General features: G+C 66.4%; 18 protein-coding genes and 1 tRNA gene. 6 read left to right on the top strand and 13 right to left on the bottom strand.

Going from position 1 to position 17,824, the window contains the following annotated elements; genetic code table 11:
* Positions 1-15: 15 nt before the first annotated feature.
* From D1F64_RS02800 to D1F64_RS02780, 4 genes are all read right to left on the bottom strand, one after another.
* Positions 16-1,041, bottom strand: coding sequence for a zinc metalloprotease HtpX (locus D1F64_RS02800; RefSeq protein WP_205470628.1), 1,026 nt, complete (start codon positions 1,039-1,041; stop codon positions 16-18).
* 133 nt (positions 1,042-1,174) lie between these two features.
* Complete coding sequence (locus D1F64_RS02795; RefSeq protein WP_117411174.1) at positions 1,175-2,677, bottom strand: methyl-accepting chemotaxis protein; 1,503 nt, start codon at positions 2,675-2,677, stop codon at positions 1,175-1,177.
* Between the two features lie 669 nt (positions 2,678-3,346).
* Complete coding sequence (msrA, locus tag D1F64_RS02785) at positions 3,347-4,021, bottom strand: peptide-methionine (S)-S-oxide reductase MsrA (protein ID WP_117411172.1); 675 nt, start codon at positions 4,019-4,021, stop codon at positions 3,347-3,349.
* A 130-nt stretch (positions 4,022-4,151) separates the two neighbouring features.
* Complete coding sequence (locus D1F64_RS02780; protein WP_117411171.1) at positions 4,152-4,478, bottom strand: hypothetical protein; 327 nt, start codon at positions 4,476-4,478, stop codon at positions 4,152-4,154.
* Between the two features lie 336 nt (positions 4,479-4,814).
* On the opposite strand from D1F64_RS02780, the gene D1F64_RS02775 reads away from it, so the two are divergent.
* Positions 4,815-4,904: transfer RNA gene (locus D1F64_RS02775), tRNA-Ser, on the top strand.
* 289 nt (positions 4,905-5,193) lie between these two features.
* Here D1F64_RS02775 and D1F64_RS02770 read toward each other — a convergent pair.
* Genes D1F64_RS02770 through D1F64_RS02760 form a run of 3 tightly spaced genes read right to left on the bottom strand, consistent with a single transcriptional unit; the run spans position 5,194 to position 6,901 of the window.
* Positions 5,194-5,826, bottom strand: a complete 633-nt coding sequence (locus tag D1F64_RS02770; RefSeq protein ID WP_117411170.1) for a pyridoxamine 5'-phosphate oxidase family protein — start codon at positions 5,824-5,826, stop codon at positions 5,194-5,196.
* A 2-nt stretch (positions 5,827-5,828) separates the two neighbouring features.
* Positions 5,829-6,308, bottom strand: coding sequence for a DUF1348 family protein (locus D1F64_RS02765; RefSeq protein ID WP_117411169.1), 480 nt, complete (start codon positions 6,306-6,308; stop codon positions 5,829-5,831).
* A gap of 44 nt (positions 6,309-6,352) precedes the next feature.
* Positions 6,353-6,901, bottom strand: coding sequence for a peroxidase-related enzyme (locus tag D1F64_RS02760; RefSeq protein ID WP_117411168.1), 549 nt, complete (start codon positions 6,899-6,901; stop codon positions 6,353-6,355).
* A 102-nt stretch (positions 6,902-7,003) separates the two neighbouring features.
* On the opposite strand from D1F64_RS02760, the gene D1F64_RS02755 reads away from it, so the two are divergent.
* Complete coding sequence (locus D1F64_RS02755) at positions 7,004-7,927, top strand: LysR family transcriptional regulator (RefSeq protein ID WP_117414382.1); 924 nt, start codon at positions 7,004-7,006, stop codon at positions 7,925-7,927.
* A 172-nt stretch (positions 7,928-8,099) separates the two neighbouring features.
* On the opposite strand, the gene gspD is transcribed toward D1F64_RS02755, so the two are convergent.
* A complete protein-coding gene (gspD, locus tag D1F64_RS02750) occupies positions 8,100-10,238 on the bottom strand; it encodes a type II secretion system secretin GspD (protein WP_117414381.1) in 2,139 nt (712 codons plus the stop codon).
* 295 nt (positions 10,239-10,533) lie between these two features.
* The gene (locus tag D1F64_RS02745; protein WP_162901242.1) at positions 10,534-11,391 is read right to left on the bottom strand and encodes a general secretion pathway protein GspK; all 858 of its coding nucleotides are present in this window, start codon (positions 11,389-11,391) and stop codon (positions 10,534-10,536) included.
* 76 nt (positions 11,392-11,467) lie between these two features.
* Here D1F64_RS02745 and D1F64_RS02740 point away from each other — a divergent pair, with 76 nt between their 5' ends.
* Complete coding sequence (locus tag D1F64_RS02740) at positions 11,468-12,049, top strand: A24 family peptidase (protein WP_162901241.1); 582 nt, start codon at positions 11,468-11,470, stop codon at positions 12,047-12,049.
* 112 nt (positions 12,050-12,161) lie between these two features.
* Positions 12,162-12,605 (top strand): type II secretion system major pseudopilin GspG, encoded by a 444-nt coding sequence (gene gspG, locus D1F64_RS02735; RefSeq protein WP_205470627.1) that lies wholly within the window; start codon positions 12,162-12,164, stop codon positions 12,603-12,605.
* A gap of 8 nt (positions 12,606-12,613) precedes the next feature.
* Here the strand turns inward: gspG and D1F64_RS02730 are convergent, their stop codons facing one another.
* The 4 genes from D1F64_RS02730 to D1F64_RS02715 all read right to left on the bottom strand — a co-directional run bounded on the left by D1F64_RS02730 (position 12,614) and on the right by D1F64_RS02715 (position 16,574).
* Positions 12,614-13,258 (bottom strand): type II secretion system protein GspJ, encoded by a 645-nt coding sequence (locus tag D1F64_RS02730; RefSeq protein ID WP_117411165.1) that lies wholly within the window; start codon positions 13,256-13,258, stop codon positions 12,614-12,616.
* On the bottom strand, positions 13,255-13,605 hold the full coding sequence (locus D1F64_RS02725) for a hypothetical protein (protein ID WP_162901240.1): 351 nt from the start codon (positions 13,603-13,605) through the stop codon (positions 13,255-13,257). Before D1F64_RS02725 ends, D1F64_RS02730 begins: the two co-directional genes overlap by 4 nt.
* 71 nt (positions 13,606-13,676) lie before the next feature.
* The gene (locus tag D1F64_RS02720) at positions 13,677-14,891 is read right to left on the bottom strand and encodes a type II secretion system F family protein (protein WP_117411163.1); all 1,215 of its coding nucleotides are present in this window, start codon (positions 14,889-14,891) and stop codon (positions 13,677-13,679) included.
* 21 nt (positions 14,892-14,912) lie between these two features.
* Entirely contained in the window at positions 14,913-16,574 is a 1,662-nt protein-coding gene (locus D1F64_RS02715; protein WP_162901239.1) for a GspE/PulE family protein, read from the bottom strand.
* 125 nt (positions 16,575-16,699) lie between these two features.
* Here D1F64_RS02715 and D1F64_RS22990 point away from each other — a divergent pair, with 125 nt between their 5' ends.
* Together D1F64_RS22990 and D1F64_RS02710 are read left to right on the top strand one after the other, a co-directional pair.
* The gene (locus tag D1F64_RS22990; RefSeq protein ID WP_162901238.1) at positions 16,700-17,161 is read left to right on the top strand and encodes a hypothetical protein; all 462 of its coding nucleotides are present in this window, start codon (positions 16,700-16,702) and stop codon (positions 17,159-17,161) included.
* Positions 17,143-17,769 (top strand): PilN domain-containing protein, encoded by a 627-nt coding sequence (locus D1F64_RS02710; protein ID WP_162901237.1) that lies wholly within the window; start codon positions 17,143-17,145, stop codon positions 17,767-17,769. Before D1F64_RS22990 ends, D1F64_RS02710 begins: the two co-directional genes overlap by 19 nt.
* Positions 17,770-17,824: the final 55 nt, after the last annotated feature.

Genomic DNA, 17,824 nt, shown 5'->3' with positions numbered 1-17,824 from the left:
AAAGACTGAGGTCACTCAATCGATGTAGCGCGGACCGGCCCGCGCCGCAACGGCTGGTATACCAGCAACGTCAGTACCACAGCCCCATGCCACGGGCGCGAAAACGCGGCCTGCCGAGGCTCGGCACGATCGAGCGGCCAACGCGCGGCACGCCCCCTCCAGCGGAGCGGACAGGTCACCGCGCGGCGTCAACTCCATGATCCGCCGCACACGCTCTTCGGTCTTGGGGTGGCTGCGCAGCAGCGAGGGATCGGGCAACCGTCCGCCGGGCAGCGCCATCGCTTCCCACATGCGCCCCTCGGCGCGCTCAAGCTTCACCAGCGCTCCCGCAAGTCCCTTCGGGTCGCCGGTCAGCAGCACCGCGTCCAGATCGGCGTCATATTCACGGGTTCGCGACAGTGCCAGTTGCAGCAGGCCGCCGATCGTCGGCGCCACCATCAGCAACCCGATCCCGACCCATGGCACGCCGTTGCCCTGAATCAGGGCCGGCAGATTAAACAAGACCAGAAGAATACCCAGCGTCGACATGGTGCTGGTCATCCGCGACACCACGTCCGCCAGCGCCATGACGCGGATGTCGCCATTGGCGATATGGCTCATTTCATGCGCGATGACGCCCGCGAATTCACGCAAGGTAAGACCGCGCAGCAGCCCGTCGGTCACGCAGATCACCGGCGACTCGCGATTGCCCACGGCGAAGGCGTTCATCATCCGGCTCGGCACCACGTAGAGTTCCGGCACGGCGGGCAGAGCCGCGCGGCGGGCCAGGATATTGACGACGCGGTGACCGTCCACAAACACGGTCTCGGGCAACGGCCGGGCGCGGTAGAGCCGCAGCACCATCTTGGGCGACATATGCGTGGCCAGATACAGGCTCAATGCGCCGCCCAGCGAAACCCAGACGACGCCTTGCGGGCCCGCCAGCGCCCAGGCGCACAGCGCGAGCAGCATCAGGCTGCCACCGGCCAGCAGCCAGGTGTGCAGGGTGTTCATGAGTTTGCGGCGGCGGTGAAGGCCGGCCTGGGTCTCGGTCTGAATCATCACCTGATGCATATAGGCACCGCAACGCGGCTTCGCATCCCTTGTCTGCGCATCGGCCGCGCGCGCAACAAGAAAACGGCCGGACTCTCGGGTCCGGCCGTTCGTTCATTCCCAATCCGCTGAAGACGGACGATCAGGCGGCGACGTCCTTGAGGAAGGCCTCGACGGCTGTGTTGAGTGCCTGGGCCTGCTTGGAGACATCGGAGGCGGCCGTCTGCACGTTGGCGGCCGATTCGGTGGTCTCGCCCACCGCAGCCTGAAGGCCGGAAACATTCGCCGCCACCTGGCCGGTGCCGTCGGCGGCCTCCGCCACGTTGCGCGAGATGTCGCTGGTCGCCGCGCCCTGCTGCTCCACGGCGGCGGCGATCGCGGCCGTGTACTTGTTGACCTCGTCCATCGTCTCGGTGATCGCGCCGATCGCATCCACCGCATCACTGGTCGAGGCCTGGATCGCAGCCACCTGGGCGCCGATTTCTTCCGTCGCCTTGGACGTCTGGGTCGCCAGCTCCTTCACTTCCGCCGCAACGACCGCGAAGCCCTTGCCCATCTCTCCGGCCCGCGCGGCCTCGATGGTGGCGTTCAGCGCCAGCAGATTGGTCTGCTCGGCAATATCCTGGATCAGGCCGATGACTTCGCCGATCTTGTTTGCGCCGTCGGCGAGGCCCGCGACCTTCTGGTTGGACGCGCGCGCGCCCTGGGTCGCCTTGTTGACGATCTGCGTCGTCTGCTCCACCTGCCGCGCGATCTCGCTGATCGAGGCGGACAGTTCCTCCGCGGCGCTCGCCACCGTCTGCACGTTGGAAGAGGCCTGTTCGGAGATGGCAGCCGTGTCGCTGGCCCGCAGCTGCGTGCTGTCGGCGACGCCGGACAGCACGTCGGCGGTGGAGCGCATCAGCTCCGCCGCACCACCAATTCCTGCCAGCATCGTCTGAACCTCGCCCCGGAACGTCACAATCCGCTCGGCGATGCGGTCCTGCTTGACGCGCTCGTCACGGCCGCGCTGCTCTTCGGTCTTCAACAACGCGTCGGTCTCCGCGCGGGCGACTTCGGCCGCGGTGCTCGTCATCTGGGATGAGGCAAAGGCCTTTCCGAGCCGGTCGACCAGCCACACCAGCACGGCGAACTGCACAACCAGGATCACGGCGTGCATGACGACGCGCAGGAAGCTGGTGCCTTCGGGAAAAACGGCGTAGGGCAGCAGGAAGTTGAACGCCAGATGATGCACCGCCACCACGGCCGTGTAGGCGGCCAGAGCCCGCCAGTCGACCCAACCCGCGATCATCGCAAGCGCTGCAAAGAAATACATGTGGCCGTCGAGCTGGAAGCTGCCGGCCGAGCTGAGGCTGCCGGTACTCAGCGAAAACACAAGAAGGCAGACCATCGCGGCCATCGAGACCGACGACACCAGACGCGTCAGAACGCCGCTTCCGGCGCGAAGCCAGGCAAAGGTCGTGGCGCCGGCGAGCCCGGCGGCAAACAGTCCCGCAATCAGCGGCGGGACGCCTTCATAGATAATTGCCGCGCCCAGAACGACCGGAACATTGGCCCAAATGAACACCACGAATGCGCGTGCGAACTGAACACGCAGCTCTTCCAGACTGTTGCCGCCCTCGGTCATTTCCACCCCATCCGTCATTCAAGTCATCCTCTTTCCGCCACGCAACCGCCCGCGACAATCGGGTTCGCGACAATCCAGGCTCCGGCCGCATACAAGCGGTCTGCGAAACCGGGTTCTTCAGATGTCGCCAGAAACACCCAATTGGCGCTGCCGGTCCGCATGAAACGACCATTGGCCGCGGCGATTATGCTCATGGGCCCCGATTCGGACGCCCAGGGGGGCACGAAGACGGCCACAGCCCCGCGCGCCGGCGGAACCAGCGCCACGGCCGTAAGACCGATGCCGACCGCCACCACGAACAAGGCAAAGAAAACACAGTCACTGCGCCGCAATCATCCGCTCCAGAAGCGTTGCGCCCCTTCGTCCGCGACAAAGGCAGGCGGGCAGATACTGGCAAAAGTTACTTAACGGAGATCTAATGCGCCGCCGCGCGGCAAAGAATTTCCACGGCTGCCGGACGTCCATTATTCAAATACTTGTTTAAGATTAATTATCCCGTTGAAATCTCTATGGATCTGACATCAATCCGGACAAGTATCGCTTAGAGCGTTTCCTTGCCTCGCGGCAGACCTCGGCAAAACAACGGAGCATAGGCGTGAGCCTGCTGAAGGCGCGCGCATGCGGCGCACGGCGGTTGCCCGAGCAGCGCGCACGATCCCGGGACACGCGGTCCCGGATCGGCGTTAGCTAAAGGGCGCCGGCCGCGCTGACGCCCGTGGGCGCCGGGCAGGATACGCCGGTACCGCCAAGTCCACAGTAACCCGCCGGGTTCTTCGCCAGATACTGCTGGTGTTCGTCCTCGGCGAAGTAGAACGGCGGCATCCGCGCGATCTCGGTGGTCACGGCCCCACGGCCGGCCGCTTTCAGCGCCGCCTCATAGGCCTGGCGGGAGGCCAGCGCGAGCTCAAGCTGCGCGTCATCGGCGCAATAGATCGCCGAGCGATACTGCGTGCCGCGGTCGTTGCCCTGGCGCATGCCCTGGGTCGGATCGTGCCCCTCCCAGAATGTCTGCAGCAGCGAGGCAAACGGGACCGCCTGCGGATCGAACACCACCAGCACGGCCTCGGTGTGACCGGTGCCGCCCGAGCAGACCTCGCGATAGGTGGGATTGGGCGTCACTCCGCCGGCATAGCCGACGGCGGTCACATGCACGCCCGGACGCTGCCAGAATATCCGCTCCGCACCCCAGAAGCAGCCCATGCCGAAGAGCACCGTCTGCGCGCCCCCGGGATAGGGGCCGGCCAGCGGATGACCGCTGACCACATGCAGACCCGGCGTCATGATCGCTTCGTCGCGCCCGGGCAAGGCGGTCTCTGCCGTGGGCAGCGTGTCCTTGGCTGACAGGAAATTGAGCGAAAACATCGAAGCCTCCTGTTGAATGGCGAAACATCGGGCGCGGCCGGTTCAAGGATCCGGCGGCAAGGGCCGAGGCCGAACGCGACAAGGCGGCACACAAGACCCGCACCGAGACACGCGCTCCGCGCGAAACGCCTCAGATCCGGCTCAGGCGGACACGCCGGCGGCGGCGGCCGCGCGAGCCGAGCCAGACGAACAATGCCCCCAGCACGCCCGCAACCAGCCAGGTTGGCAGCAGCAGCACCCACTGGATCACCGGATCCCACAACAGCGGGCTCACATGGCGCTGGATGCCGGCCTGGGCGGCGTTGAGGCTTTGCGGGGCAAGCTGGAACCAGTGCTGGCCGAGCGGCGTCAGCGTAAGCTCAGAGGCCGCGATGGTCTTTGTGCCGTCGATGGCCGCCGCGACAACCGCCACCGCCACGAGCCACAAACCGATCACCCGAACAACAAACGAAATCATAGGATCTCTCGCACCTCTGGCAGGACAGGCGAATCGCCGCCGATATTAGAAACTGCGGCGCGCGGTGTCGCCCTCATAAACGATCACCGGCCGGACCAAATCCAGTCCATCCGTGCGCCCGCCAACAGGATTTCCCCATCTGTGTCAGCTTTGCGGACGCTCTCGGGATCGCCGCGAAAGCGCCGGATGCCGCGCTATTTCGCACGATAGATAGGCCTGCCGAAAGCCCCATGCAACACACCGCCGCCTCACGATCACGTCAGCGCCCGCGCCCCCTTGCGCTCGCCCGCCGGATCGCTATATTGCGCCTCCCAGTGGCACCTTTTGGTGTCTTGCGGAGAGGTGGCCGAGTGGTCGAAGGCGCACGCCTGGAAAGTGTGTAGGCGGGTGACCGTCTCCAGGGTTCGAATCCCTGTCTCTCCGCCATTTCCTGACTTTGGGCTCAGCTCCAGTCGGGGCTTGAACAAGCTCAGGCGGCTGTTCGCCTTGCGAACCCTGCGGGTTCGAACTCCCCCCAATGACCCGCCACTGCCGCCGATCGCGCGACATGACTTCCCGGTGTATCTTCGCCGCCTATCATTCTTTGACAGGCTGATCGCTGGTGGATTTTCCGCGGGAACCGAATTGTCCCCTCTCCGGGCGATAAGGTCGCTTTCCTGACCATCTTCAAGTCTGAGCAAGCCGGAGATGTGCAAGCTGATATTGCCGCGCGGCGTCAGAGATCCGGCGCGGTTGGGCGCCCGCGGTAACCCTGCAACTCGGCCTCCAGGCGCGCGATCCGCGCGTCGCGCTCGGCAAGCATCGCCGCCACGTGTGCCGCGTCGATCCGCTGGGGAATGTGCTGGCGGCAATTCACGTCCCAGGCCGTGATGGAGAAGACAATCGCCCGCTCGGGCCGGCCCTTGCCACCCTCGGCGCGCAGACGGGCTACGAGATCGGGGGCGTCCTCCACCACCCGGGCTGTGCCCCAGAGTTTCACCCGCCGCGCCCGCTCATAGTCGATCAGGAACAGGAAGGCCTGGGGATTTTCCGAGAGGTTGCCGAGCGTTATGTACTGCCTGTTGCCGGCAAGATCGGCGAAGCCGAGCTGTCGGTCCCCCAGCACTTTCAAGAAGCCCGCCGGTCCGCCGCGGTGCTGGATGTAGGGCTGCCCCGCCGCATTCGCGGTGCCGAGGAAGACGCTGGTTTGCTCACCGATAAACTGCGCGAGGTCCGGCGTGATCCGGTCCAGCCAGGGGCGCTGCGCCTCCATCCGCGCATAGGCCTCGCGCGAGCCCTTGGTTGCCTGGATTGCTTTCACCGCCGGCGAGAAGGCTACGTCGCTGGGCGTGTCTGGACCCTGCACCATGGTCACAGCCCCAACGTGCTCAATGAGGGGTGATCATCGGGGCGGCGACCCTGCGGCCAGTGAAAGAGCCGCTCTGACTCGTCAATGGCGACATCGTTGATGCTGGCATGGCGGACAGCCATCGGCCCGTTGTCATCAAGTTCCCAGCTTTCGTTGCCGCAGGCGCGGAACCACTGGCCGGTATCATCACGCCATTCACAGGCGAAACGCACGGCACTCCGGTTGCCCTCGAAAGCCCAGAGTTCCTTGATCGAGCGATACTCCCGTTCCGTCCGCCATTTCTCGGCAAGGAAGGCAACGATCTCCGAACGGCCGTCCAGGAAGATGGTGCGGTTGCGCGAGCGACTCTCCCGCGTGCAGGCGCGCGAGACGGCCTCGGGATCGCGGCTGTTCCAAGCGTCCTCGACCAGGCGCGCCTTGTGGGCGGCGGTCTCATCAGTGAATGGGGGAAACGGGGGCGGCTCATCTCCGGCTCCTTCGATGTTGAACGGCGGCGGGCGCAGGTCCCGCCGCCGAAGGGCAAGGCTCAGGCGGCGACGCCTTCGGCCACGGGGAAGTCGATTTCAGTCCGGGCCACCTCGTTGAGGTAGTTGGTCCAGATGTTGAGCGCGACGTGCTGCACGATTTCGATGATCTGCGCATCGTCGTAGCCGGCGGCGCGGACATCGCCGAGGTCGGCGTCTGAGACATGGCCGCGCCTCTCGGCGACCTTCACCGCGAAGACCACCGCGGCATTGGCCTTGGCGTCGGTCGACCGGCCCTTACGATTGGCAGCCATTTCTTCGGGCGACAGCTTGGCCAGGTTCGCGCCGAGATAGGTATGGGCCGACAGGCAATAGCCGCAGCCGTTGTATTCGGCGATCGCCAGTGCGATCCGCTCACGGGTGGCGGCCGGCAGGCGGCCCTTCCCGAGCGCGCCGAAGAGACCGAGATAGCCTTCCAGCGCGGCCGGGCTTTGGGCTGCGAGGCGGAACAGGTTCGGGGCGCTGCCGAGCTGCTTGCTGACCTGTTCCAGAAGCGGCCGGGAGGCCTCGGGGGCGGCTTCGATCGTGGCGGGAATATCAATGCGGGACATGGCAGTCTCCTTGGGGTTGGTTTCGATAATGCCAACATAGAGGGTTCCAATTCCCGCATGCAGAGCATACTTTTGAGAGCCATCCTCTCGGAAATTGGAAACATGGCCGACCGCCTCGACTCCATGTCCATCCTCATTGCCGCCGTGGATGCCGGCAGCCTCTCGGCCGGTGCGCGCGAACTTGGGATGCCCCTCGCCACGGTCAGCCGAAGAGTTGCGGAACTGGAGGAAAAGCTCCGCACTCAGCTCCTGTTACGGTCTGTAAGGGGGCTGGCGCTGACCGAAGCCGGAACGGTCTATGTCGCGGCGTGTCGGCGCATACTGGAGCAGGTGGCGGAAGCGGAACGCACCGCTGCCGGTGAATACAGCACACCCCGGGGGCTGCTGACCCTGACTTCGCCAATTGTCTTCGGACGCCTGCACATGGTGCCCGTGCTCGCGGACTTCCTGAAGGCCTACCCGGACGTCGACGTCAAGTTGGAACAGAGCGACCGTCTGGTCAGCCTTCACGAAGAGCAGATCGATGCGGCGATCCGCATCGGCCACTTGCCAGACAGCAGCCTCAGGGCGCGCCGGCTCGGGGAGGTGCGATGGGTGGTCTGCGCCAGTCCGGCTTACTTGGCGGCGCGGGGCCGGCCGGAGCGCGCCGAAGACCTTGCGCATCACGATTGCATCACCTTCGAGAACCTGATGTCTGCCGACCGGTGGCGGTTCGGCAACGGGCGGGATGACAGGCAGGTACGAATCCGGTCGCGGCTGATTGTCAACACGGCGGAAGCCGCCATCGATGCGGCCGAGGCCGGGCTCGGCATCGCGCGGGTCCTGTCCTATCAGGTGGCCGGCGCGGTGGCTGCAGGGCGCCTTGCGATCGCTCTCGAAACCGAAGAGCCAGAGGCTTGGCCGGTCAGCATTCTCTATGGGGGCGGTCTCGTCCCCCAAAAGCTCCGCGCCTTTATCGATTTCGCGGGCCCTCGCCTGAGTTCCGTGCTGTCGAAAGGCGTCGGCCAAGTGTGGACGTCATCCTAGAGCGTTTCCTTGGCACATGCGCCCATCTCCATTCCGCAAGGCTTGCCACTTCCCAACGTCGCGCTGGCGGATCCGGAACTGGATCAGGTCCGGTAAAACAAGGCCCATGCTGCGGTGAACGCGAACGCGGCGCGCGTGCCTCGCTCGCCGGCTCTGGCGCGGGCAGGCCGCCCTACCGCAGCAGGCGCTGGACCTTGTGCTTGAGGCCGCCCTGGGGCTTGTCGCCCAGCGCCCGCAGGCCGCCGAGCTGCTTGCGGAACTCGTCGGTGACGTCGTTCGCCTCGCGGAAGTCGCGCACCACATGCGGCGTGATCAGGATCAGCAGCTCGGTGCGCTTCTGCGTGTCTTCCTTCTGGCGGAACAGATTGCCGATCAGCGGCACATCCCCCAGAATCGGCACCTGCGACTTGGTGACGTCGGCGCGCTGCTGGATCAGTCCGCCCAGCGCCAGGCTGTCGCCATCGTTGACCACCACGGTCGTGGTCACCTTGCGCTGGCGAATGGTGGGGGAATCGATGCCCGACGTCGTCGTCTTGACCACGTCGGAGACCTCCTGCTCGATGTCGAGGATCACCCGGCCGCTGTCGTTCACCCGCGGCACCACCGTGAGGATGATGCCGGTGTCGCGCAGTTCGATGGTGTTGATGGTGGTGTTGATGGCGGTGGTGTCGACGGCCTGCTGGGTGGCGATCGGCACCTGATCGCCGATGCGCAGCACCGCCTTGCGGTTGTCCAGCACCATCAGGTTCGGCGAGGAGATGATGTTCACGTCGGTGATCGAGGAGAGCGCACTGAGCGCCACCGCCGACTGGCCGCCGGAGAACAGGAACGAGAAACCGGGAAAATTGTGCCCGATGGCGCTGCCGGTCGCATCGGACAATCCGAGGGAGAAATTGCCGCTCTCGAAGAACCAGCGCAGTCCGAACTTGAGCTGATCGGTCAACGTCACTTCCGCGATGGTGGCTTCCAGCAGCACCTGGTTGGGCAGTGAGTCCATCTGCCTGAGCATGGTCAGGATGGCGTTGTATTCGTCGGGCGTGGCGTAGATCAGGATGGCGTTGTTGGCCTCGTCCGCCACGACGCGCACGGCCTGGCCGCCCAGCGCCCGGTTCTGCGTCAGCTCCGCGGCCGACAGGCTGGCGCCCTGCGGTGTGGCGGGCGTCACGGCGCCGAAACTCGGCGTGGAGCGCCCCAAACCGCTGCTGCCCAGCCCCGTGCCGGACAACGACGGCGTATTGCCGTTCGCCGAAGCCGCCGTCTCGAAGGCGCCGTCCACCCGGGTCACCGGCTGGGTCGTGACCTGGAACCCGGTGCCGTTGCCGTCCGCCAGAATGGTCTCCAGCAGGCTCGCGAGTTCCGACGCCTCGCGGTTCTGGATCGAATAGACGAACAGCTGGCGCTTGGTGCCGCCGGCGATCCGGTCGAGCCGCGACACCCACTGCTGCGCCTGCTTGAGGTAGCGCGGGCGCGCCGAAATCACCAGGATCGACGACAGCCGCTTGTTGGGTACGAAGCGCACCAGTCCCTTCAGCGCGCCGCCGTCCTCCGTGGCGAAGATGGTCTCGAGCTCGGTGACCAGAGCGTCCGGCTCGGCGTTCTTGATCGGCAGCAGCGCGAACGACATGCCCTTCATCTGGTCGATGTCGAACAGATTGACCGCGTCCAGGGCCGTGGCCATCTCGCGCCGGTTGCCCGCCAGCAGCAGGATGTTGCGCCGGGTGTCGACGTGCAACACCTTGTCCTCGCCGACGATCGGCTTGAGCAATCGCGCCATTTCCTCGGCGGACACATAGTCCAGCGGCACGATTTTCACCGACTGACCAATGCCCTCGGGAAGCGCCGAGCGGTTGATGTTGCCGTCCACCGGCAGGGCGCCGCGATCGGACGCCGGCACGATACGCACCACATCGTCACGCTCCACCAGGGCGGCGCCGTTGAAGGCCAGCAGCGTGTTGAAGGTGCTCAAAAGCGCCTTCTTGTCGATGGCGTTGGTGGTCTGGATGGTGATCTTGCCGCTCACGCGCGGGTCGATGATGTAGTTGCGCTGCAGGATGTCGCTGATCACGACCTTGGCGGCCGCCTCGATGCTGGCTTCCACAAGGTTCAGATGCACCCGCTCGTCGTCGGCCACCTCGAAAGGCTGATTCTGGGCGGTCCCGACGAACTCACCGGTTCCGGGGAAAAGCTGCGCGTCCGACGAGGTGGCCGGGGTCGTATGACGGCTCACGGAATTGGTGGGAAGAAACGCGCGGCTGAATCCGCTCGGCGAGACGGAACCACGCGCAGCGCCCCCGTCCTCCGACACTCCCATCAGGCCTTCCGCGCAACCACCCAGCAAGACGGCCGACGTCAACAAAATGCCACTGAAAAATCGGACAGATACCCGCAAACCCACCGTCATACCGATTCTTTATTTTCGCCTGGTTTTGGGAAAAATCGCCAGCGTTTCCGGCCTCCACGCACTCCAGCACGGAACAGGCGCAAACACTACACCAGATGCCGTGTCCGGGCCGATTTAATTTGCGATAACACGTACAAACGACCCCGGATGGTGGTACTTTCGCCGAGGGCTTTCCAGCATGGGGCGGCCGGCATTCGCGACGCCATCAAAACGCCGTCACCACGCAAGGCGGCAGCGGTCCCGCCAGATCGCGCAAAGTCATTCCCGGACGGCCGCCGCGGCCGGTGGAAGCAGCGCGCATCCCCTGCCCGCGCCAGCGCAGCGGGCGATAGGGACGGGGGTCTTCCGGATCGAGATGCACGATCGTCTCCAGCCGGTAGCCACGCTGCGCGGAAATCCGGGCGACGACGTTCACCGCGAACACGCGGTCGGTGGGCAGGGAGCCGAAGAACGAGGCGCCGGGCGGATCGATCGCCGCGAGCCGGGCGCGCAAGGCGGGCGCCACATTCTCCTGCGCCAGCCCCGTGTAGCCGCTGTACAGCGTCAGATGCGGAGACACAGCCGTATAGAGTTCGGCGCCGACGCCGGGCAGCGCCGCCAGTTCCTCCACCAGCCGGAACGGCGTCGCCGTGCGCCGCGCGACCACGGCCGAGGTGATCGCGGCGGCCTCGTCGGCCGTGGCGAAGACGCCGAGCACGGCGCGCAAGAGGTCCGGCGAGACCTCGTTCAGATCGAGTTGCCCCGCCGCATCCTGGATCGAGATCGCGAGCGCCCCCTCGCCCTCAAGGCCGCAAAGGAACGGCGTCGCGTCGGCCTTGACGCGCCGTGCCGCGCCTTCGGGCCGCGCCAGATCGCCGAGCAGGCGAGCCACCGCGATCTCCACTCCGGCCTCCGCCAGCAACGCGCCCCGGGCCGCCTGTATCGTGTTCGAGACCCGCGCGGTGCGATTGTTCACCACCGCCGTGAACCCGATGGTAATGCTTGCAAGCAGCGCCAGACTTAATACAACCGTGAGAATGGAAAAGCCGCCCGTGCGCCCCGCGCGCGACCGAAGGGCAGGCAAACGCGCCGTGTCCGGAGCGCCGCGAGCAGGGTTTTTGGGCGAAACAGGCGAGGCATGGGGTCCCGGGAATTCCAGCATGGCTGTGGATGTGTCTAATAGCAGAAAACGCAAGCCGGTTGGAACGGCGGCGCTTTTTGGCGGGCTATTCGCCGTGATGGCGGGCGCGGCCTGGATCACCGGCGGCGCGATGCCGGTCGCGGCGGTGATCGCGGGCGGCGTGCTGGGCGGGCTGCTGGTGTTCGGCGCGGTGATCGACAGCCACAAGCTCTACATCCCCGACCGCGTCAGCCTCGGGCTGTTTCCGCTGGGGCTCCTCGCCACCTGGCACTTTGATCCGGCGGCAGTCTGGATCCATGCGCTGGGCGGATTGACCGCGGGGCTGTTCCTGTTGGGCTGCGATCTTGCCTACCGCCGGCTGCGCGGCCGCTCGGGCATCGGCATGGGCGACGCGAAACTCTTCGCCTCGGCGGGCGCCTGGGTCGGCCCGGCCGCCCTGCCCGGCGTGCTGCTGATCGGCTGTCTTTCGGCGATCGCCCTGTTGCTCGTCCGCCGGATGGAGGGCGACAGCCGGGCGCTGTCGCGCCGCCTCGCCTTCGGCCCGCATCTGTCGCTCGGGCTGTGGGCAATATGGCTGTTCGGCCCGCTGTCGTGGGTATAGCGCGGGAGAGCAAACCCGTGGCACGCTCACAAACCCGCTGTTGCGGCCGCAAAAATGTCATTACCGTGCGGCACGCATGTTTTCATAACTGGTTTGTCGGAGTTGTTTCGTGTTGAGAGCCATCAGATCCGGAACGGGGCGCAAGCGGTCCTCAAGACGCGGCTTCAGCCTGCTCGAGGTGCTGGTCGTCCTGGCGATCATCGCGCTTGTCGCCAGCGTCATCGGCCCGCGCGCCATCTCCTTCTTCAGCCGCGCGAAATCGAAGACCGCCAGCCTGCAGATCCTGGAGATCGAGAACGCGCTGGAGCTCTACTTCCTCGACACCGGCCGCTACCCGGCCGAGAACACCGGCCTTGCCGCCCTTGTCGAGGCGCCGCCGGCGGAAACCCGCTGGAACGGGCCCTATCTGAAAAAGAGCTCCGCGCTGACCGACCCGTGGGGCCGGCCCTACCGTTACCGCTATCCCGGCCAGTTCTCCGAATTCGACCTCTACACGCTGGGCCGCGACGGCTCGGACGGCGGCAGCGGCGAGGACACCGACATCACCAACTGGTAGCGGCCCGCTCAATGCAGCCTCGGCCGGATGCTCAGGGTGTGGCTTTCGGTCCGCGCGCCCTCAGCGAGAGTCAGCGTCATCTCGACGATCCGCGGCAATTGCGGCTGGCCGCTCCAGGAGTCGCGCCAGCGGGTCGAGTCGCCGTCGAGCATGCGGCCGAAATAGCGAAACCGGATCGCCTGCACGCCGTCGAGCAGCCTGAGCGGCCGCTTCTGCTCCGCCGATGCGGGCGCGAACATCGGCGCGAAGGACACCGTCAGCGCCGTCTCGCCGGGCAGCCGCTCGACGCTCAGCATATAGGGCTGATCGGGACCATCGGCGCCCGTGGGCTGAAACGACGCGAAGCTGACCCGGTCGGGCCGTCCGTCAAACGGGCTCGGCTGTTCGTCCTCGTCGAGATCCGGCGACGGGATCACCAGCGCCTGGGCGATCTGACGGCGCAGATAGTCCATCGCCGCCAGTTGCCGCCCGCTTTGCGAGATCACCGCCGAGCGCTCCCACACCCGGCGGCCGAACGTCATCGATCCCGAGACAATCGTCGCCAGCAACCCCAGCACCGCGATGCCGATGAGCAATTCCAGCAGGGCGAAGCCGGCCCGGCGCCGTTTGCGCGCCACGCCAGCCGCGCCGGCCTTGGAGATCGTGCGGGTCATGGCGGATCCCGCTGCAGCCGCATCGCGCTGAGCGCCAGCACCGGGCGGGCGGGGTCGGTCTTGCGGAAGGCGGCGATCTCGATGCGGTACAGGCTCGCCTGCGGGTCGCCGGGCGATGCATCCGCCAGTGCAACCTTGCCGATGCGCAGCGTCCGGCCGAACGTCTCATCCATCGACGCCGTATCCGTCCCCACAGCGAGCGCGGGTCCCGTTGCCAGCCGGTCGAGCTCCGATTGCAGCAGCTCCAGCGCCCCGGCCACATGCTCGGCGCGTTCCACGCCACGCGCGCCCGCGCCCACCGTGCGGTAGACCATCGCCAGCATCATCGCCAGGATCGCGAAGGCCACGACGGACTCCAGCAACGCGAAGCCGCGCCTGCGGGTCTTGCGACGGAAAGGGGAAACACGCTGCGCCATCGTCAGAACGCCAGGTCGTTGACGCTGAGCACCGCGTCCATGATCACCAGGATGAACGAGCCCACGCCCAGGCCGATCAGCAGGGTGAGCACCGGCGGCACAAGCTGGAACACCAGCGCCACCTGCCGGGTGGATTCCTCCTCCAGCGTCTTGGCCACATGGTTGAGCATATCGGGAAGCGTGCCGGTCTCCTCGCCGATGCGGATCAGCCGCTTGGCCAGCATGGGAAAATGCGCGGCCGCGTCGATGCTGTCGGCCAGCCGTTCGCCGTCGCGCAGATCGGCGATGGCGCGCGCCACCAGATCCCGCGAGGCATGGCTCTTGAGAGCACCGGCGGTCGCCTCCAGGGAATGCACCAGAGAAACGCCGTTGCGCAGCATGATACCCAGCGTCTTGGCGAAATGCGCCACTTCCACATTGGCCTTCAACGAGCCGATCAGAGGCGTGGCGAAGATCATGCGTTCGACGGCGCGCTGCACGGAGACCTGGCGCCACGCCCGCGCGGCGACCACAACGCAGAGCGCCAGCCCGATCAGCAGGGCGGCCCAGTTCTCGGTCACGAAGAGACGGGCCCCCGTCACCAGGGCGATGGCCGCGGGCAACTCCTTGCCGGAGTTCTCGAACAGCGGCGTGATCGCCGGGATCAGCACCGAGGAGATCACGAACAGCACCACCAGCGAGGTCACGAAGAGGATCGCCGGGTAGAGCAGGCCGGAGCGGATGCGGCTGCGAATCGTCTGCTCGTGCTCGATCTGCTCGGCCAGATCGCCCAGCACCACGCCCAGCGAGCCCGATCTCTCGCCGGCGACCACCATGGAGCGGTAGTAGGCGGGCGAAAATCCCGGCGCCTTCTCCAGCGCCTCGGACAGCGCCGCGCCGTTCAGGATCGCCTTGCGGATACCCTCGAGAATCCGCCGGGGCTTGGCCTTCTTCTCGTTTTCCAGGGTGATCGCCACCGCATCGATCAGCGGCACATGAGAGGCCAGCAGACTCGCCATCATGCGGGTGAAGCGGGCCAGGAAAACCCGGTCGTAGCGCGTCTTCGCGGGTTGGCGGCCACCGCTGGCGGACGCCGGATCCGCGCCGGCGGAAATCTCGACGGGAATCATCTGGCGCTCGCGCAGCGAGGCGAAGACGGCGGCCTCCGAGACCGCCTCCAGGCTCCCGGAGACCAGCGTGCCCTGCGGCGAATAGGCCTTGAACTGAAATTCAGCCATCTGTCGTGAAATCCGTACCCCTTACCCGCGCCGTCCGGCGATGCTGATCACTTCCTCAAGCGACGTGCGTCCCTGCTGGGCCACCTCCAGCCCGTGATCGATCAGTTGCGGATTGCCCGAGGCCTCCGCCGCGCGCGAGATTGCGTCCTCGCCGCCGCCGGCCAGAATGCGTTCGCGCACCGGGCCGTCGATCATCAGCAGTTCCGAGATCACCGTGCGGCCCGCGTATCCCGTGCCCCGGCACGCGTCGCACCCCACCGGCCGCCGGAAGCCGCCGCCCTGCTCTCCCACCTTGCCGCGGAGCGCCGGCGGCAGGGCGGAGGCTTCCAGCGGCGCGCTGCACTGATCACACAAGGTGCGCACCAGACGCTGCGACAGCACCGCGCGGACGCAGGCCGCCACCAGATAGGGCGCGGTGCCCATCTCGATCAGCCGGGTGATGGCGGCGGCGGCGGAATTGGTATGCAGCGTGGAGAGCACCAGATGGCCGGTGAGCGAGGCGCGAATGGCGATCTCCGCCGTCTCCAGATCGCGGATCTCGCCGATCATGATGATGTCGGGGTCCTGGCGCAGGATCGAGCGCAGGGCGCTGGCGAAATCGAGGCCGATCTCGGGCTGCACCTGCACCTGGTTGATGCCCGGAAGCTGATACTCGACCGGATCCTCGACCGAAACCAGCTTGCGCTCGCGCGCGTTGAGCTGGCGCAGCGCGGTATACAGCGTCGTGGTCTTGCCGCTGCCGGTCGGACCGGTGACCAGAAAGATGCCGTTCGGGTCCGACAGGACATCGCCGAGCTTGGCCTGGATGTCCTTGGAGAACCCCAGCTTGTCCCAGTTGAGGTTCGCTTCCTCGCGCCGCAGCAGCCGGATCACGGTGCTCTCGCCGTGCACGGTCGGCAGGGTGGAGATGCGCAGATCGACGTTGCGGCCGCGGATGGTCACCGACACCCGGCCGTCCTGCGGCACGCGGCGTTCCGTGATGTCCATGCGCGCCATGATCTTGACGCGCGAGATCACGGCGGCGCGCGCGCCCGGCTCGATTCTCTCCACCTCCTGCAGATAGCCGTCGATGCGGAAACGCACCTGCAGCCCGTACTGGTCCGGCTCCAGATGCACGTCGGAGGCTTCGCGCTCCAGCGCCTGCGACAGGATGCTGTTGACCCGCTGAATGGTCGGGCCGTCGCTTGCCAGCGCCTTCAGGTGCTCCACGTCGCTGTCGTTGGCGTGGGCCTCATGCGCCGCGCTGCCGCCGTCCTGGTGCACCGACACGGAGCTTTCATAAAGCTGCTTGAGAAGCTCGGCGATCTGCTTGCGGGTAGCCGCCACGATCCGGATCTCGGCGTCCAGCAGATATTCGATCGCCGAGATCGCCGCCTTGTCGAGCGGGTCCGCCATGGCGACCCACAGCTCCTCGCCTTCGAGCCGCACCGGCACCACCGAATTGGCGGCGAGAAACGTTTGCGTCAGGAGGTCGGCGAGAATCGGCTCATCCGGCTGCTGCATTTCCGAAAGCAGGGGGATCTCCAGCCACTTCGACCAGAAGGTGGCCAGTTGCTCGTCGCTCAGCAGCCCCAGCTCGGTGAGCACCGTGTCGAAGCCGGCCTTGGTCTCTCCATAGGCCCTGCGCGCACGGGCGACGGCTGCCTGATCGAGCATCTCCATTTCCAGGAGCGCCGCCGACATGCTATCTATAAACGCCTCGCGGCTTGCGCCGAATTGCTGCACGAAAGACATACTCCGAAACCCATTGTCCGGCCCCACGCAAGGGCCCGATTTGCATCCGTAGTCGCCAGTAAAACACAACGCCCATGCTCCGACTAACCGACAATTCCTCTTTTCCAGTTTTGTGGCGCGCGGCCGGCCGGTTCTGGACGTGGTGGCGCGGGGAGCTCGCCCAGTGCGCCGCCCCGCTTGCCGCCTCGCGCCTGGGCCGGCTGCTGTCTCGCGGAGCCAAGCACGGCGTGCGCGTGGACGTCTCGAAGGGCGCCGGAGACGCAGGCCCGTTTCACGCCGCGCTTGATGCGCCCTCATGGAACCTGCTGCATACGCGGCTGAAAGCGGCCGGCAAGGAGCGCGAACCGCTCACGGTGCATCTGGGCGCGGATCTCTATCTCTCGCGCATCGCCTCCTACCCGGCCGGGGCGCAGGCGAACCTGGACACGATCGTCGATCTGGACGTCGAGAAATCCACCCCTTCAATCCCGATACAGCCCTGTGGAAATGGCGCATCCTGGACAGGGCTGGCGGCCAGTTGCGCGTCGAGACGGTGATCCTGCGCCGCAACCACATCCTGACCATCCTCAATCTCGCCGGCGAAGCGGGTGTTGAGATCTCCGAACTCGCCGCCGCCGGCGCCACGCCGTTGCGGCTGCTCAAGCTGACCACGGCGGCCGACCGCAGGCAAACGTTCTGGCGCCGCGTCAACGCGGGGCTCGCGGCCACTGTCGTGCTGCTGGCGCTGGGTGCCGCGGGCACCGCCTACCAGCAGCGCGCCTCGGCCTATGAGGCGCTCGACGCGCGGGTCACGCAAGCCAAAACCCGGGCGCTGCGGCTGCGCAAGGCGCAGGCCGATGCCGAGGCGCAATTCGAGACCAACGCGCTGCTGCAGCGCGAGAAGGCGCGCTCGCCGTCGCTCGCCGGCGTCTGGAACGCGCTGTCGGAAACGCTGCCCTCGGGCGTCTGGCTGACCGAGATGCAGATCAGCGGGCGCAGCGGCCGGATCAGCGGCTTTGCCGACAGCGCCGCGCCGCTGATCGAGAAGCTCGAGACGCTTGACCAGCTCTCCGGCGTCTCCTTCGTCAGCCCGGTCACCATGAATCCTGACGACCGCAGCGAGCGCTTCGACATCTCGTTCACACTGGAGACGAACGATGGTTGACGCGCCTTTGACACGCGGACCAGGAGAGTCTCCGGACTTCGGGGTCTTGCGGTCC

Source organism: Breoghania sp. L-A4 (assembly GCF_003432385.1).
GTDB lineage: Bacteria > Pseudomonadota > Alphaproteobacteria > Rhizobiales > Stappiaceae > Breoghania.
Note: the sequence above shows the minus strand (reverse complement) of the source record. Positions and strands in the feature narration are given on the sequence as shown.

Excerpts from the sequence above, each read along its gene's own strand:
- D1F64_RS02800 (WP_205470628.1), bottom strand. The coding sequence starts at position 1,041 with ATGATTCAGACCGAGACCCAGGCCGGCCTTCACCGCCGCCGCAAACTC.
- D1F64_RS02795 (WP_117411174.1), bottom strand. The coding sequence starts at position 2,677 with ATGACGGATGGGGTGGAAATGACCGAGGGCGGCAACAGTCTGGAAGAG.
- msrA (WP_117411172.1), bottom strand. The coding sequence starts at position 4,021 with ATGTTTTCGCTCAATTTCCTGTCAGCCAAGGACACGCTGCCCACGGCA.
- D1F64_RS02780 (WP_117411171.1), bottom strand. The coding sequence starts at position 4,478 with ATGATTTCGTTTGTTGTTCGGGTGATCGGTTTGTGGCTCGTGGCGGTG.
- D1F64_RS02770 (WP_117411170.1), bottom strand. The coding sequence starts at position 5,826 with ATGGTGCAGGGTCCAGACACGCCCAGCGACGTAGCCTTCTCGCCGGCG.
- D1F64_RS02760 (WP_117411168.1), bottom strand. The coding sequence starts at position 6,901 with ATGTCCCGCATTGATATTCCCGCCACGATCGAAGCCGCCCCCGAGGCC.
- D1F64_RS02755 (WP_117414382.1), top strand. The coding sequence starts at position 7,004 with ATGGCCGACCGCCTCGACTCCATGTCCATCCTCATTGCCGCCGTGGAT.
- gspD (WP_117414381.1), bottom strand. The coding sequence starts at position 10,238 with ATGGGAGTGTCGGAGGACGGGGGCGCTGCGCGTGGTTCCGTCTCGCCG.
- D1F64_RS02740 (WP_162901241.1), top strand. The coding sequence starts at position 11,468 with ATGGCTGTGGATGTGTCTAATAGCAGAAAACGCAAGCCGGTTGGAACG.
- D1F64_RS02730 (WP_117411165.1), bottom strand. The coding sequence starts at position 13,258 with ATGACCCGCACGATCTCCAAGGCCGGCGCGGCTGGCGTGGCGCGCAAA.
- D1F64_RS02720 (WP_117411163.1), bottom strand. The coding sequence starts at position 14,891 with ATGGCTGAATTTCAGTTCAAGGCCTATTCGCCGCAGGGCACGCTGGTC.
- D1F64_RS02715 (WP_162901239.1), bottom strand. The coding sequence starts at position 16,574 with ATGTCGGCGGCGCTCCTGGAAATGGAGATGCTCGATCAGGCAGCCGTC.
- D1F64_RS22990 (WP_162901238.1), top strand. The coding sequence starts at position 16,700 with ATGCTCCGACTAACCGACAATTCCTCTTTTCCAGTTTTGTGGCGCGCG.